This is a genomic window from Dehalococcoidia bacterium (assembly GCA_040902535.1).
In the GTDB taxonomy this organism is placed as follows: Bacteria; Chloroflexota; Dehalococcoidia; order DSTF01; family JACRBR01; genus JBBDXD01.
Window position 1 is genome coordinate 72321 of record JBBDXD010000028.1, and the last position, 13995, is coordinate 86315.

The window sequence follows — 13995 nt, forward strand, 5'->3', positions numbered from 1 at the left end:
TAGGGAATCGGCACTAATCGTCGTCGTCATCGTCTTCTTCGCCGGCGCCGGGGGCCGAGCGCGGCACCATGGCGATCGGGCGCTCTGGATCTTCTTTGCGGCGCGATCGCGGCGGCAGCGCATCGACGAGCGTGCGAAGCTTCTCGATGCCGTCCGCGCTGTCCGTCGCGACGACGAGCACGTTCGTATCGCGCAGCGCCTGCAATTCCGACTGGGTGAGGTCCGCCGGGATCGACGCCATCAGCGGCTTGCGCGCCAGGCCAAACATGCGGCGCAACTCCATCTGCTTGCGGACGGTCATCGCGCCCTTGATCTCGCCGACGTAGAGCGCGTCCAGACTGAAGCCCTCGATCGCGCGCAACTCGTTGTCGCTGACGTCGTTGGGCACGCTGATCACGTATCCGATGCCTTCTTCCAGCACGGCGGTCGATGCCGTCTTGTCCGGATCGAACAGCACGAAGTCGTAGCCGCCGTCCTTGCACGCCTTCGAGGCGCCGTCGCTGCGGCCGTCGAGCCACGCGCCCGGTATTGCGTCCGCGATCTGCTTCGCGTCATCGGCCCCCGCCGACGATCCGGCCGACCCGACGACCACGGCGTCAGCGCCGCGCTGGGCCATCTCGGCGGCCGCGCGTGCGTCCCGCGCCAGCCCGACGAGCACCATCGTGGCGTCGGCCGTGTTGCGCGTCGTCACAAACCCCATCGGCTGCGCCTCGAGGCGGGAGACCCTGCGGATCCGGTCGGCGAACTTGCTCACTTGGCTCCTCCGTGCGTCGATCATAGCCAAGACTCGGCTCAGGCGCAGGGCTCGCCGTGATCAGGTGATGTCCCAACCGCGATCCTGGACGCGTTGTTCGATGTCCATCGCAGAGTGAAGGGCGCCCAACATCACAACGGGTCGGGGAGCACGCGATAGGCGAGCCGGTAGTTCTGAAAGATCAATTCGCGATAGGAATCGATGCCGATCTCCGGGATCACGCGGCCAGCGCTGGATGGTCGAGAAGATGCGTAGCCGCAGCTACGATGCGAGCGACAAATCGAGAGGCAGAGGCGGAGGGAGTGCCGGCTGATGAACTCTGCGATGCTTGCGAGGTCTCGTTCGGCCTCTACGTGCCAGACGAGTTCAGCCATGTACCCAACCGGCGCCTGGCTTCCTCGTGACTTATCAGGTTCTCGCCCTGTTCAGCGTCCTGCCCGCGGCGTAACACGGTCAATTGGAAGTGGAGTTCACTAATGATGGTTTCCGTCGAAACGCCCCCGGGCAGCCGATCGATCAGATCGAGAGCCTGCTGCTTTTCGGTCTTCATGGCGCAATTCTACCAATCGATGGCAGCCTGTAACACTTCCGCGACCCTCGACGCGTAGGCTGTTCCGCCGTGGTTATCTGTGGCGGGCTAGTCTCACTTGGAACGGCGATAGCAGTGGCTCCCCCCTGACTATCTGCCGCTGAAGCGGGGTCTTCGCGATTCGTTGCGAAGCCCCGCGGTTTTTTCGGACGCAGGAGGAATGTCATGTCGAAGATGGAACACGAAGTCGTCGTGCAGGCGCCGGCCGATACGGTCTACCAGGTGTGGCGCAACTTCGAGAACTTCCCCAACTTCATGAGCAACATCGAACAGGTGCAGGACATGGGCGACGGCCGCTCGCACTGGAAGGCCAAGGGCCCGTTGGGCGTCAACGCCGAATGGGACGCGGAGATCGTCGTCGACGAACCAGGACGCGCGATCGCCTGGCGCTCACTCGAGGACGGCGCCAACGTACATACCGACGGCGCAGTGCGCTTCGAAGCGGCCGGCGATGCAACGCGCCTCTTCGTCACCATGAGCTACGACGCACCGGCGCACGGCCTGGGCGAGCTCGCGGCGAAGATCTTCGCCAACCCCGAGAAGCAGGTCGCAGCGGACCTGCGCCGGTTCAAGGAGATGATCGAGACCGAGGGACAGGCGGGCTACCAGCGTTCGACGGAAGAGGTGGTCGGGCACGGCACGCCAAACACGACGATGCGCGTGAACCCGCAGTCCGGCACGTCGCAGGACGACGATAACGCCGTGCAGGGCAAGTACCCGACATCCGCCGGCACGGCCGAGCCGCCGTATGGCCCCGGCATGTCGAATGACGAAACGGTGCGCGGCGCGCCGCGTCCCACCACGACAGGCACGCCCGGCGGCACGCTCGGTGCGCCCACCGAGCGCGATCTGAAGCGCGACCAGGGGTCGATCTCGGAGCGGACGGATACGCGCACGTAGAGCGCCAAGACGAAAGCGCATTGGCGCCCTGCCCGGGCACCCCGACGATCGCAGGCCTGAGTTTCGCCGCGTAGCTCGCCCACCGCGCGTATACCGGTGAGCCGCTCCCGTGCGTTCGCGCGTCGACACGCCCATCGATCCTAAACCCGCGCATCGATACGCTGTCCCTCGCAGGAGGAGACGGCATGGCGCAGGATAAGCTCAGCCACCACTACACGAGCGTTAACGGCATCAAGCTGCACTACGTGCGCCAGGGCCTCGGTGAGCCGCTGCTGCTGATTCACGGTTGGCCGGGCTTCTGGTACGAGTGGCACAAGAACATCGGCCCGCTCGCGCGGCACTTCGATGTGATCGTCCCGGACATGCGCGGCTTCGCCTACAGCGACAAGCCCGACCTGCCGCCCGAGGTGGGTTACAGCGACACCGCCTTCGCCGAGGACATCAAGGCGTTCATCGACTTCTACCACTTCGACAAGGTGCGCATTGTCTCGCACGACTTTGGCGCCGTATGGGTGCAGCGCTTCGCCCGCATGTATCCGGAGCGTCTCGAGAAGCTGATGTTGTTCGACCCGCCGTACCCGGGCATCGGCGCGCGCTGGTTTCAGATGCCCCACCTGTTCAACACCTGGTACCAGATGTTCCACCAGATGCCGTGGGCCGAGGATCTCGTCGGGTCGAGCCGCGAGGCGACGCGCATCTACGTCCGGCACTTTCTCTCCGCCTGGTCGGCCAACAAGGACCTCTGGACCGATGACGAAGTGGAGGCGTACGTCGAGGCGTATTCGCAGCCCGGCGCGCTTCGGGGCGGATTTAACTGTTACAGGTCGGTGTTTCGCGGCGGCTACCAGGCGCAGGGCGATCTCACCATCAACACGCCGACCACCGTGCTGTGGGGTGACAGCGACAGCATTCTGCCGTTCGAGTGGTCCGATAACTTGCCGCAGTTCTTCCCGAACCTCACCCTGAAGAAGGTCGAAGGCGTCGGGCATTTCATGATGCGCGAGGCCCCGGACCGCATCAACGCTGAGATCATCGAATTCATGAAGTAGGCGATCGTGGACCTCGGCATGCAGGAATACGTCGCGCTGATCACCGGCGCATCGCGCGGCATCGGGCGTTCGATCGCGCTCGCGCTTGCCGCCGAAGGCTGCGACATCGCGCTGGTCGCGCGCGGCGAGGATGAGTTGCGCGCGGCGGCTGCCGAAGTCTCCGCGCTCGGCGCCCGCGCGATGCCAATCGTGGCGGACATCACCAAGCCTGAAGACGTCACACGCATGGTCGAGGAGACGATCGATACCCTCACGCGCATCGATATTCTGATCAATAACGCCGGCGGCTCCGCCCCGGACGACGACGAGGGCTGGCAGTACGCGTTTCGCGTCAACATCGAGGCGGCGGCACGGGCGACGCGCGCCGTCGTGCCGCACATGCGCGCGCGAGGCGGCGGCGCGATCGTACACGTCGCGTCGATCTGGGGCCGCGAGGCGGGCGGCGGCATCCCCTACAACGCCATGAAGGCCGCGATGATCAGCCATGCGAAGAACTCCGCGCTCACCCTCGCGAAAGACGGCATTCGCGTGAACTCGATCGCGCCGGGCTCGATCCTGTTTCCCGGTGGGTCGTGGGGGAAACGCGTCGAGGAGGATCCCCAGGGGATGGAGCGCTTTGTCGAAGAAAACATCGCGATGGGACGGTTCGGCACGACGGAAGAAGTCGCCAACGTCGTCGCGTTTCTCTGCTCGCCACGCGCAAGCTGGGTCACCGGCGCGTGCATCAACATCGACGGCGGCCAGACGAAGAGCAACATCTGATGACGGACCGCCTCGCGAACTACGCCGCATCACTGCTCGTCGAATGGTTCGGCGGCCGCAGCGGGCGCGACTACAAGCTCACGTCGGCGCGCGAAGGCGACACGCCCGTCTTCCTCGCCGAGTCGCCGGAAGGCACACTCGCCATCGCCATCGCCGCCATGTGGGAGCCCGACGCAAATCCTTCGCTCGAACAAGCGCGGGAAGCGATGCAAGAGCGGCTCACCGCCGGGCTCGTGCGCGGCCCGTACCTGCTCTGGGCGCCGCCGCGCGCCGCACCGCCGCTCGATGAGCCCAACGCATCGGAGTTCGTGCAGCGCGTCCAGCAGGCCGCCGCCCCGCTCTCGCCGGGCGAGCGCGGCGAAGTCGAACTATCCGTCAGCGTGCAACTCGCCAAGGTGCGCGACGAGGGCGGCTATGCATCGGTGATCGGCGGCCTCAGCCGCTGGTGGACGCTGATCACCGAGCGCGTCAACGGCACCTTCCACGTGAACAGCTCGAAGATGCGACGCGCGCCGCAGTCCGCCGCGCTGCGCGAGGCCGTCTTTGACCGCATCGGCGAGCTATCGAAGGGCATGAGCACCGGCGACGCGATCGAGTTCGACACCGTCGAGGCGTGGACCGTGCAGCGGCTGCGCGAAGATCCGCTCGGCGAGCGCGGCTTCGCGATCGTGCAGGCGCCGCCGGGCATCGATCCGTCGGAGGGCACGCTCATGCGGCGGTTGATCCGGAAGCGGCTGAAGGACGCCAACGCCGCGCTCGACGCCGTCGAGGCGGACCTCAAGGGCGTCGGCCTGATCGCGATCTACGAGTACGCCGAGCATGAAAACGTCGGCTCGTTCGTGAAGTCGCTGGACCCGGCGCTGTTCGCCAAGCTCCAACTCCTCGCGGCGGTGGTGGACGGCGAGATCCGCCCCATCTTCCAGCCCAGGTAGCGAACCGAGGCGGCCGGTTGGTCGCCTGTCGCGCAGCGTCGCCCACGTTCAAACCCTGCGATTCGTGACGCCGCCCGGCCTGATCAGGCACGCGCAGTGCGGAACTTTCGATGGTAGAATCCAACCCCTACACACGACGGAGGCGTCCCATGTTCAAGAACACCGTCACCAGCATCGACCAGCTACGCGATGTGATCTCGCCGCCCGGACAACCGGCGCTGCGCAAGGAGATCAGCTGCATCGACGAGCACTGCCGCGACCTGATCGCCCGCTCGCCGTTCCTGCTGCTCGGCACATCGAACGCGCGCGGCCAGTGCGACGTCTCGCCGAAGGGCGACGTGCCAGGCTTCGTGAAGGTGCTCGACGACAACACGCTGATCATCCCCGACCGCCCCGGCAATCACCGCACCGACTCCCTGCTCAACATCCTCGAGAATCCGCACGTCGGACTGTTATTCATCATCCCCGGTGTCGAGTGGACATTGCGCGTCAACGGCGGCGCCTCGATCGTCCGCGACGACGACGTCCGCGCGATGTGCGCCGTCGATGGCAAGGCGCCGGCGCTCGCGCTCGCCGTGCACGTCGAAGAGGCGTACCTGCACTGTCCCAAGTGCTTCATCCGCTCGGGCCTCTGGGACACCGACAACTGGATGCCCGCCGGCGAACAGCCGAACTTCGCGCAGGTCTCCCGGGACATGGCGGGCTACCAGCAAGTGCCGCTGGAGATCGTCGAAAAAGGGCTCGCCGCCTCCAACGCCGAACTCTATTGAATCGATGGCAGACACGTCATCCTGAGCGCACGCGAAGGATCCCATCGTGAAACAAACGTACCCATTGCCGGGCACCCGATCGCCGCAACATCGACCTGGGGCACGGACACCGAAATCATGCAGGAGGCGGTACCCATGACAACCGACGCAACCGGATTCAAAGACGCAGTTCGCGAACAGTGGACGCACGCCGCCGGCGTCTGGGGAAAGTGGCATCCCAAGTTCTCCGAGATGTCGCGCGAAGCCACGCAGCACTTGTGTGATGCCGCTGACCTGAAGGCGGGCCAGAGCGTGCTCGACCTGGCCGGCGGCACCGGCGAGCCTTCGCTGAGCGTGGCGGCGCGCGTCGCCCCTGCGGGCGACGTTACGTGTACCGACTTCGTGCCGGAGATGGTCGCCGTCGCGCAGGCCAACGCCGCCGACGCGAACGTCGCCAACATCAAGTTCCAGCAAGTCGACGCCGAAAGCATCCCCTTCCCCGACGCCAGCTTTGACCGCGTCGTCTCGCGCTTCGGCGTCATGTTCTTCCCCGACACGCAGAAGGCGCTCGGCGAGATCCGCCGCGTGCTGAAGCCCGGCGCCCGGGCGACGTTCGCCATGTGGCAGACTACCGCAAAGAACCCCTGGTTCGAGGAGATCAACGCCGTCGTCGCCAGGAGTGGCCACTTCACACCACCACCCCCCGGCATGCCGACGCCGTTCCGGTTCGGCGAGGCGGGCTCGCTGCCTTCGGAACTACGCAGCGCAGGGTTCGAACATGTGAGCGAGAAGCCGCACGAGATCTCGTGGTCCTGGCCGGGGTCCCCCGAGGAGTATCTGGAGTTCGTCGAAGGGACGATGCCCGCGTTCCGCAAGGCACTCGAGTCGTCCGGCGCCGACGCCAAGCGCGTCAAGGAGGACATGCTGGGCGTCGTAGCGCAGCACTACGATGGCGAGCGTGTGAGCGTCCCCGGCAATATCTTCGTGGTGACGGCGCAGAAGCCGGGCTAGCGCGCGTCCGTGCTTGTAGCCACACCCGGCGCCTGCGGTCAGTCGTCGGGCTGCTCGACCTGCCGCCTGAGCCGCGCCAGGCTCTCGTCCCAGAGCGGCGCGAACGTCGCGAGCCAGCCTTCGTAGATCTCGGCGAGCGATGACGTTTGCAGCCGATAGTGCTGCTCGCGCCCGCTCTGCGTCGCGTGCACCAGCATCGCCCGGCGCAGCACGCCGAGGTGCTTCGAGACCGCGGCGCGCGACACCTGCGGGAAGTGCGACGCGATCTCGTTCGGCGTCAGCGTCTCGCGGTCGCGCAGCAAGCCCAGGATCGCCCGGCGCGTCGGGTCGGCGAGTGCTGCGTACGCGTCGTTAGGCTTCGGCAATCTCTCGCAACGCTTCCAGTTGGCGCGTCGTCCAGCCGCCTTCGAACCCGCGCTGGATCTCGCCCGCGGCCGCCCCCATGCGCTCGAAGCCATGGTGGAATAATTCGACGACCGTGCCGCCGATGTGCGGCGTCAACCGAAGCGTGACCAGCGCCGGCGCCGTCCAGCCCTTCCCGCGCCAGTCCTGCTCGAACGTCAGCTCGCGTGGCGGGTCGTAGACGACCACGCGGCCTTCGAACCGCAGCTCGTCGCCGCCGGCGTCCGTCTTGACCATGGCGCCGACGCGGGGTTGGTACTCCACCAGCGTGTGTCCGGTGCCGTACCACCGTTTCATGCGGTCAAGGCTTTCGAACTCCTGCCATACGCGCTCCGGCGCGGCATCGATCCAGATAGCGCGACGGACGGCGAGCAGCCCGATCGCGGTCGTGGTAGCCATAGCATGACCTCCTATATGCAACCGATGGGTTACGTGTCACCAGATGGTTGCAGATGTTTGGCGGGCTGTCAAGGGGCCGGCCGAAAATTCAGGCGGAGCGTTCGAGTGGGGCTAGATCGAGTACCGAGAAGGATCTTCGGCCTCGGCGCGGCGCACCAATTCGCCGAAGGAGACGCTGTCCATCACGTTGGCGATCGCATCGCGGACTTCCGTCCACACGCTCTTCAGCGTGCAACTCGCTTCGTCCGCGCACCAATCGCACGTGCGGTGCTGGCGGACGCTGGCGCAGGGCGCCGGCGCGAGCGGGCCATCGACGAGCCGGCTCACCTCGCCGACGAAGATCTCTTCGGCGTCTCGCGTGAGCCTGTAGCCGCCGTGCGCGCCGAGTCGGCTGACCACGAATCCGCCCGCCTTGAGCTGCGTGCGCCAGCACCTGCTCCAGGAACTTCACCGAGGCGTTGCACCGCCGCGCGATCTCGGCTGCCGATAGGCCCGGCGCGTCCGTCCGTTCGACCTTCGCCAGTTCGAGCATGGCCTTGAGCTCCAGTTCGCCGCGGCTCGTCAATTTCATCGACCGCAGTTTACCCCAGCCATGGCGCCATCGACTCCAGCGGCGTGCCTTCGACGGGAGCGACGTGCTCGCGCAGCCGCCGCGCGACGATCGGGATGGCGGCGATCATCGCCAGCGAAAACGCCGCGATGATGCCGTACGCCACGACGTCCAGCAGCACGCTGTCGATCGTATCGAGGCCGAAGATGCGCGAACCGAGCACGGTGGCGAACGCGTTCCACGCGGCGTGGATCAGCACGGCGGCGCCAAACAACGCCACCGCGATGCGATGACGCTTCGCGCGTGACCAGTACCACCAGCCCACGCCCGCAAGCCCGCTGCAGATCACGTGCAGCGACGTGCTGCCGCCGCGGATCAGCATGATCGCCCACCAGAAGCTGAGGTCCTCGCTGATCGCCGCGAACCCGTATAGCATCGCCTCCAGGAATCCGAACGCAGCACCGGCAAACGCCCCCAGCAGGAAGCACTGCGCGCGCGTCGCGTTCGGGCGCATCATGAAGCGCACGCCCAGGCTCTTGCCGAACTCCTCGGACAGCGGCGCCAGCACGGACGCCGTGAACAGCCCGGCGATGAACTGCTCGTTGCCCGTCAGCAAGAAGTCGGCATCGGCGATCGTGTCCCAGACGGCCTGCGAGTCCGCGGCGGACTCGAAGGCGCCATTGTGAACAAGCAGCAACACGACGGCGTACAACGCGCCGATCGTCTCGACGTAGACGGCGATGGCAATGGCGACGGACATGCTGATGGCGGCGGCGAGCGTGATCTGACGCCACGTCAGCCCGCGCACAGGCTCGCCGCGCAACAACGATCCGCGACCGGCGAGCGCCGCGAACGTGATCCCCGGAATGATCGCCGCCAGCACGTGTAGCGGCGGCATCGGCGCGGCGAGCGGGCTCTCCAGGCGCATGTTCGCCTGCCCGAGCAACAACACGATGCCAAAAGCCAGTACTCCCAGCGCCGCGACGGGCGGCCTGAACCGCCCGGACCCCTCACCCATCGACGCCGAGATGCCGTGATACGTGAGGATGATGCCCGGCAGCAGCGTCATCGCCGCGATCGCGCTGAACCCCACCGCTTGCTCGACGACGCTGATCGGCTCCCCGAACTCATCGACGCTGGCCTCGTTGTTCATCAACGTGAAAAAAAGCTGCAACATGCCGATGCCGATGACGGCGAGCAACACGCCGTACGCCGATCCGAGCAGACGCGACCAGCGCGACAAAACAGTGCGCGCCCTGCGCCTCATCGACCAGCGGATGCACAGCGCGCCGAGCGCCAGCCCGAGCAGCGTGCTCGTCACCCCGAAGGCGAACAGCGCGTTCGAACCGGTGTACTCCGCCAGTTCGGGCGTGTTCATCTGCCGCACGACGGGGGCGGCGACCATCAGCGCCAGACCGGCCGTCACCAGCACCAGCGCGAGCAGCGCGAAGCTCAGCTTCGCGAAGACACGCGCCGCGTACCACAGGACGCCCATGCCGAAGATCAAACCCGCGGCCACCGTAGCGCCGATCCCGATGAGCACAGCGGCGACGTTGACATCGGCCTCGGGCAGCATCCAGATCAGCACGCCGGCCACCACCACGGCTGCCCAGAGAATGACGCTCCCCACCGCGCCGCCCCACCATGCGAGGACAAGACGGGTTGTGTTGCTCATCGCAGGGCGCGGCGCGACCAGGGCCTGCTTCGCCGCCGGCGTCTGCTCGACGGCCATCGCTGGTTCCATGTGGCATCGCTCCCCGTCTGCGTCATCGCCGAAGTATCGGTTGGAGAGCGTAGCGGGGGCCAGTGCAGTCCAGATAGGTGGCCGTGTGGGGGATCTGCAGGAACATCCGGCGCGCCGTCTGTAACGAACCTTCGGCGCGGCCAAACCATCGTTGCATGTACCGCAGTCGACCTTTGGCGGCCCCGACAAATCTATGCTCCGATGCAAGGGCGATTTAACAGTCGTCAAACACTTTGGCCCATAGTCGTTAACCGTCGCCGCCGACACCACATGTGAGAGCGCCGAATCGGCTGAAAGGTGAACGGGACGCGATGCCAACTTACGTATCAATCGTGAACTGGTCGGGGTGTGAACAGCCGCGGATTACGGACGTACGTCGCGCCATCGAGCGGCAGCAGGTGACGCTACGGCGTCGCGGCATGCACTCGCTGGCGTTTTTGCCGGACGAGGGCGCATGCACCGGGATCATGGTGGCGACGTGCAACGACGCCGACGGCGTCGAGCAACTCGCCGCGTCGATCCTGCCGCACGCGGACGTGCTCGTCGAGTCAATGATGTTCGAAGACGAACCAGGAGTGCCCGCATGGATCACGCGCGAGGTTGTTCCCCCTCCCCCGCGCGACTTCCGCAGGGCGTTGCTGAAAGCGATTACGTCAGCGTCTGAGGCGTGATCGGAACCTCTATGCGCGGCGGCGGGCTCAGGATGCCCGCCGTTTCGCCGTTTTCGCCGCTACCCGAGCGGGGGCTTTCAGCCCGCGCGGCTTGGGTGCACTAAGCGCGGTGGTCTCGCCGAACGCGCGTTGCGGGCAGAACAACTACTAATAGAATTTGTGGAATGCGCATCGCGTGGCTCGTTCGCGCCCACAACGAGCCTACGCCCAGTCGAGCACCAAACGTCTAACCGTCACGGACGCAGCTTAAGCGCCGCAGCGTGCGCGCGTTGCTCCGCGCGATCGTCAATCGGCCGTAGCTCGATATCTGCATGGCGGCGCCGGAGCGCCGTCGCAATGAGGTGATCCGCGAATGCCGGGTTCTTCGGCAACAGCGAGCCGTGTACGTACGTGCCGAACGCGTTTCGGTAGATCGCGCCCTCGGTGCCGTCCCGGCCGTTGTTGCCATGGCCGCTGCGCACCCGGGCGAGGGTCCGCACGCCCTCCCCGAGGTGCGTGCGGCCACCGTGGTTCTCGAACCCGACGATCGTCTGCATACCCGCCGCCGACGATTGCCACTCGCAGACGATGTTGCCGATGCAGCGCTTCGCGCCCTCGCCGGGGTGCGCCGTGTAGAGGTCGAAGATGCCGGCGCCCGGCAGTTCGGCGCCCGAAGCTTCGCGGTAAGAGCGCCCGAAGAGCTGGTAAGCGCCGCACACGGCCAGCAGCACGACGTCGCGTTCCACCGCCTCGCGCACCGCGTCCGCCTTCGTTGCGAGCAGATCGTCGACGACGCCGCGCTGTTCGCGGTCCTGCGCGCCGCCGGCGAAGATCAAGTCGTGCGCAGCGGCGTCCAGGCGGTCGCCGGGCCCCAGATCGGTCAGATCGAAGCCGATGCCGCGCGCCTCGCAACGATGCCGCAGCGCCATGATGTTGCCGCGGTCGCCGTAGATGTTCATCAGGCGCGGATAGAGGTGCGCGACCCGCAGCGTGATGCCGCTCATGTGCTTTCCCAGAAGCGCCCGGCGCCGCCGCGCTTCGCCAGCAGTTCGCGCACTTCCAGCATGGCGGTGTACGTCGGAATGACGTGCAGCGTCTCCCCGGGCGGCGTTGCCGCGAGCGCCGCCTGTAAGGCACGCGAGGCATCGCGCTCGATCGGGATCGCGTCGCCGAAGCCCGCGTACTTGAGCCGCAGCGCGAGGTCCTCGGCGCGCGTCCCGGCGGCGAGCACGAAGTCCGCCTGCGGCTGCAGCGTCTCGTAGTCGGTGTCCCAGATCCACGAGATATCACGCCCGTCGGCGATACCGTCGTTCAGGAAGAACACGAAGCGTTTGCGCCCGTCGCGCGCGGCGATCGAGCGCATCACCTGGTTGAGGCCCGTCGGGTTCTTGCCGAGCAGCACACGCACGTCGCGGCCGTCGATCGAAAAGCGCTCCTGGCGTCCGAACGCCGCGGAAAACCCGTCGAGCGCCCGCACGATCGCCGCGTGCGGCAGCCCGAGGGCGATCGCACCCGCCGCCGCGGCGAGCGCGTTGTACGCGTTGTAGAGCCCCGACAACGGCAGCGTCACCCGCAGGTCGCCGTCTGCCGTCTCGATAGTGAGCGCCGTCGCATCTTCGCGCATCTCGACCGACGTGACCCGCACGTCGGGCTGCGGCCGCGCGTTGCCGCACGCCGTGCATCGCCAGTGGCCGATGTGCCCGTAGAACGTCGCGCCGTACGCAAGCTCAGCGCCGCACTGCAGGCAGGCGCGAAAGTCCGACGCGTGCTCTTCCCCCGCACCCCCTGCCGACGCGTCATCGACCCCGTAGTACACCACACGCCCGGGCGCAGCACGCCCAAGATGCGCCACCGCAGGATCATCCGCGTTCAACACGACCATCATGCCTTTGCCGTTTGCTGTTTGCTGTTTGCTGTGCGCGAGAGCGAGCGCACTCACCCACGACTTCGCCACCGTATCGACCTCGCCGTAGCGGTCGAGTTGGTCGCGAAACAAATTCGTGAACACCGCGACGCGCAGGGCGACCGAATCGACGATCTTGGGCAGCGTCGCCTCATCCACCTCGAGGATCGCGAGCCGGTTCGCTGCGTCGGGTATCGCGCCGGCAAGCGACGCCTCCTCGACGAGCATCGCCGCGACGCCGCGCATGAGGTTAGAGCCGCTGCGGTTGTGCAGCGGCGAAAGCCCCGCCTCTGCGGCGATGCGGTTGAGCATCAGCGTCGTCGTCGTCTTGCCGTTCGTGCCGGTGACGGCGATCGCGCCGGCGCCCGCCTGCGCCGCCAGGTGCGCGACGATCCGCGGATCGAGGCGCTCCGCCGCAAGCCCGGCGATCGCCGTACCGCCGCCGCGGCCGAGCAGGCGGCTCGCCGTGGCGGCAGCCTTCCCGGCCCAGACAGCAGCGACGGTGCGGGGATTCATCTCGGTCAGGTTATATCGGACGCGGGACGCGGGACGCGGGACGCGGGATGCGGGAAGCGGGACAGATTTGAACCGCAGAGCCGCCGAGACGCCGAAGGACTTCTAATGACGAGCGCGGGCTTTCAGCCCGCGCGGATTCGCACTGTCGACCTTCGTTCCCGCGTCCAGCCTCAAGCCTCCCGCTTCCCGCCTCCAACCTCAATGCATCTCCTGCCCGCCCGAAATATTGATCGCCTGCCCCGTCATGTAGTCCGCGTCGTCGCTCGCCAGGAACGTGATCACCTTTGCGACGTCCGCCGGGTAGCCGATGCGCCCCAGCGGGATCGTCGGCAGCACGTTGCCGATGAGTTGCTTGAACATCTCGTCCGTCGCCTCGAAGCCCATCCCCGCGCCGCGCAGCAGCGGCGTGTCGATCGTGCCGGGGCAGACGCAGTTGACGTTGATCTTGTGCTGCCCGACTTCCTTCGCGAACGCCTGCGTGAACAGCACGATGCCCGCCTTCGACGCGCAGTACGGCGTCAACAGGCCGTAGCCCGTCTTACCCGCCTGTGACGCGACGCTGATGATCCGCCCGCCGCCGCCCTGCTTGATGAACTGGATCGCCGCGAGCTTCGAGCAGAGGAAGACCGACTTCAGGTTGACGGCGATCGTGCGGTCCCACGCCTCCTCCGGCATGTTGACGATCGGCACGGGCGGATTGCCGATGCCGGCGTTGTTCACGAGGATGTCGAGCCGCCCGAAGCGCTCGATCGTCTTGTCGAAGAAGCGCTGCACGTCGCCGCTGACGCTGACGTCCCCCTGCAGCTGGATGTACTCGACGCCCGTACCGGATTCCTCAAGTTGCTTTCCGGTGTCGTCGAGGTGCGACTGCTCGAGGTCGACGAGCGCGAGCTTCGCGCCCTCGCGCGCGAACCGCAGCGCCGTCCCCTGCCCGATCCCGCGTCCGCCGCCGGTGATGATCGCAACCCTGTCCTTGAGCAGCATGTGTTGTCCCTTCCGCGAATGCCTGGTCGTGCCGAGAGTCTCTCGGGCGAAGCGGTAGGGGGCAAGCTGGTGGTACAACCGAGCGCCGGGGTTTACCCCCC

The 13995-nt window shown here is 66.7% G+C and carries 15 protein-coding genes and 1 pseudogene; 7 read left to right on the forward strand and 9 right to left on the reverse strand.

What is annotated here, in order from left to right; all coding sequences use genetic code 11:
- Nucleotides 1-13: 13 nt before the first annotated feature.
- Together WEB52_15485 and WEB52_15490 are read right to left on the reverse strand one after the other, a co-directional pair.
- Complete coding sequence (locus tag WEB52_15485) at nt 14-754, reverse strand: hypothetical protein (GenBank protein MEX2227836.1); 741 nt, start codon at nt 752-754, stop codon at nt 14-16.
- A 349-nt stretch (nt 755-1103) separates the two neighbouring features.
- Nucleotides 1104-1304: a hypothetical protein gene (locus WEB52_15490; protein ID MEX2227837.1), complete on the reverse strand. Its 201-nt coding sequence runs from the start codon at nt 1302-1304 to the stop codon at nt 1104-1106.
- Between the two features lie 204 nt (nt 1305-1508).
- On the opposite strand from WEB52_15490, the gene WEB52_15495 reads away from it, so the two are divergent.
- From WEB52_15495 to WEB52_15520, 6 genes are all read left to right on the forward strand, one after another.
- Nucleotides 1509-2243 carry an SRPBCC family protein gene (locus WEB52_15495; protein ID MEX2227838.1) on the forward strand — a complete coding sequence of 245 codons (735 nt, stop codon included), beginning with the start codon at nt 1509-1511 and terminating at the stop codon, nt 2241-2243.
- A gap of 185 nt (nt 2244-2428) precedes the next feature.
- Nucleotides 2429-3292 (forward strand): alpha/beta hydrolase, encoded by an 864-nt coding sequence (locus WEB52_15500; protein ID MEX2227839.1) that lies wholly within the window; start codon nt 2429-2431, stop codon nt 3290-3292.
- Between the two features lie 6 nt (nt 3293-3298).
- A complete protein-coding gene (locus tag WEB52_15505) occupies nt 3299-4054 on the forward strand; it encodes an SDR family oxidoreductase (protein ID MEX2227840.1) in 756 nt (251 codons plus the stop codon).
- Nucleotides 4054-4986: a hypothetical protein gene (locus tag WEB52_15510; protein ID MEX2227841.1), complete on the forward strand. Its 933-nt coding sequence runs from the start codon at nt 4054-4056 to the stop codon at nt 4984-4986. The genes WEB52_15505 and WEB52_15510 overlap by 1 nt, the downstream gene beginning before the upstream one ends.
- A 149-nt stretch (nt 4987-5135) precedes the next feature.
- Nucleotides 5136-5756, forward strand: coding sequence for an MSMEG_1061 family FMN-dependent PPOX-type flavoprotein (locus WEB52_15515; GenBank protein MEX2227842.1), 621 nt, complete (start codon nt 5136-5138; stop codon nt 5754-5756).
- Between the two features lie 135 nt (nt 5757-5891).
- Nucleotides 5892-6746, forward strand: coding sequence for a methyltransferase domain-containing protein (locus WEB52_15520; protein MEX2227843.1), 855 nt, complete (start codon nt 5892-5894; stop codon nt 6744-6746).
- Between the two features lie 38 nt (nt 6747-6784).
- Here the strand turns inward: WEB52_15520 and WEB52_15525 are convergent, their stop codons facing one another.
- The 4 genes and pseudogenes from WEB52_15525 to WEB52_15540 all read right to left on the reverse strand — a co-directional run bounded on the left by WEB52_15525 (nt 6785) and on the right by WEB52_15540 (nt 9841).
- Complete coding sequence (locus tag WEB52_15525; protein ID MEX2227844.1) at nt 6785-7111, reverse strand: metalloregulator ArsR/SmtB family transcription factor; 327 nt, start codon at nt 7109-7111, stop codon at nt 6785-6787.
- Nucleotides 7098-7547, reverse strand: a complete 450-nt coding sequence (locus WEB52_15530) for an SRPBCC domain-containing protein (GenBank protein MEX2227845.1) — start codon at nt 7545-7547, stop codon at nt 7098-7100. The genes WEB52_15525 and WEB52_15530 overlap by 14 nt, the downstream gene beginning before the upstream one ends.
- A gap of 111 nt (nt 7548-7658) precedes the next feature.
- Nucleotides 7659-7958: pseudogene (locus WEB52_15535) on the reverse strand (Rrf2 family transcriptional regulator).
- 170 nt (nt 7959-8128) lie between these two features.
- Nucleotides 8129-9841 carry a PrsW family glutamic-type intramembrane protease gene (locus WEB52_15540; GenBank protein ID MEX2227846.1) on the reverse strand — a complete coding sequence of 571 codons (1713 nt, stop codon included), beginning with the start codon at nt 9839-9841 and terminating at the stop codon, nt 8129-8131.
- Nucleotides 9842-10152: 311 nt separating this feature from the next.
- Between WEB52_15540 and WEB52_15545 the strand changes: the two genes are divergently transcribed.
- Nucleotides 10153-10512: a hypothetical protein gene (locus WEB52_15545; GenBank protein MEX2227847.1), complete on the forward strand. Its 360-nt coding sequence runs from the start codon at nt 10153-10155 to the stop codon at nt 10510-10512.
- Nucleotides 10513-10745: 233 nt separating this feature from the next.
- On the opposite strand, the gene WEB52_15550 is transcribed toward WEB52_15545, so the two are convergent.
- The 3 genes from WEB52_15550 to WEB52_15560 form a co-directional block, all read right to left on the reverse strand.
- Nucleotides 10746-11495: a glutamine amidotransferase gene (locus WEB52_15550; GenBank protein ID MEX2227848.1), complete on the reverse strand. Its 750-nt coding sequence runs from the start codon at nt 11493-11495 to the stop codon at nt 10746-10748.
- Nucleotides 11492-12910 carry a MurT ligase domain-containing protein gene (locus WEB52_15555; GenBank protein ID MEX2227849.1) on the reverse strand — a complete coding sequence of 473 codons (1419 nt, stop codon included), beginning with the start codon at nt 12908-12910 and terminating at the stop codon, nt 11492-11494. The genes WEB52_15550 and WEB52_15555 overlap by 4 nt, the downstream gene beginning before the upstream one ends.
- A gap of 198 nt (nt 12911-13108) precedes the next feature.
- A partial coding sequence (locus WEB52_15560; GenBank protein MEX2227850.1) for an SDR family NAD(P)-dependent oxidoreductase occupies nt 13109-13995 on the reverse strand: 887 nt, incomplete at its 5' end.